Here is a 1,078-nt window from a genome sequence, read left to right as displayed (position 1 = left end):
ACATCACAGCGAGTCACCAAGGCCGTGACACAATGGTTCATACTGTTGAAAAAATGGCGAGTGAAGTGTTTATTCCGCTAACGGTTGGTGGTGGAATCCGAAAAGTTGAAGATATCCGCTGTATGTTGAATGCCGGCGCGGATAAGGTTGCGATCAATACAGCGGCAGTATTTAACCCAGAGTTTGTTCGTGAAGCTGCCGAGAAATTTGGCAGCCAATGTATTGTCGTCGCAATTGATGCGAAGAAGGTGAGTGCAGAGGGTGAAGAAGGTCGATGGGAAATCTTTACTCATGGTGGTCGTAAGCCTACAGGCTTGGATGCAATCGAATGGGCCAAGAAAATGGCTGATTACGGTGCTGGTGAAATATTACTAACCAGTATGGATCAGGACGGTATGAAAAACGGCTTCGACTTAGGCGTCACTAGGGCGATTACCGATGCTGTGTCTATTCCGGTTATAGCATCTGGCGGTGTGGGGAATTTACAGCACTTGGCAGATGGAGTTTTGGAAGGTGGCGCCGATGCTGTTCTGGCAGCAAGTATTTTTCATTTTGGAGAGTACAGCGTTCAAGAAGCCAAGGCACATATGGCCGATTGTGGTATTGAAATGCGCCTGTAGGTCTTAAGCGCGAGAAAGTTGTCTATTGTAGGCAGAGGGTTCAGGCGCACGATCAATTTCGTGCTAGCCCTCATGCGAGCCGTGGAAGGCGCTGCCTACAAAGCTTTTTAAATTCTATGCAACCTGATTAGATTCAGACTTGCTCTCAGGCTGGCAGTTGATCAGCATTAATGGTGCTTCGTTACCGTCTCTAAGAAAGCCTTCCACCACAAAGTCATCATTTTTACTTCTCATGATTCCATCTGCAGAGTCATCTCGACAAAATACTTTTTTGTTAAAGGTGACGATGTCGTTGATATTATCAAGACGTAAGGCTGTTACTTTGCCGCCAGTGCGCTCTACAAAAAGAATGATAGGACGGATGCTCGATAAGGCTCGCTCTTTGGTTAAATGGAACAGGTGGATCAATTCTGATAGCGTGGTTTGTCTTTCGGTGTTCAGAATCTTCATTGCTTCGT

The 1,078-nt window shown here is 46.3% G+C and carries 2 protein-coding genes; one reads left to right on the top strand and one right to left on the bottom strand.

What is annotated here, in order from left to right:
• On the top strand, nucleotides 1-620 hold a 620-nt coding region (hisF, locus tag A3766_RS28260; protein ID WP_068643438.1), incomplete at its 5' end, for an imidazole glycerol phosphate synthase subunit HisF.
• A gap of 114 nt (nucleotides 621-734) precedes the next feature.
• Here the strand turns inward: hisF and A3766_RS28255 are convergent.
• The coding region (locus tag A3766_RS28255; protein ID WP_197479819.1) for a hypothetical protein at nucleotides 735-1,078 on the bottom strand (344 nt) is incomplete at its 5' end.

The sequence above is a fragment of the Oleiphilus sp. HI0132 genome, from assembly GCF_001635845.1.
Note: the sequence above shows the minus strand (reverse complement) of the source record. Positions and strands in the feature narration are given on the sequence as shown.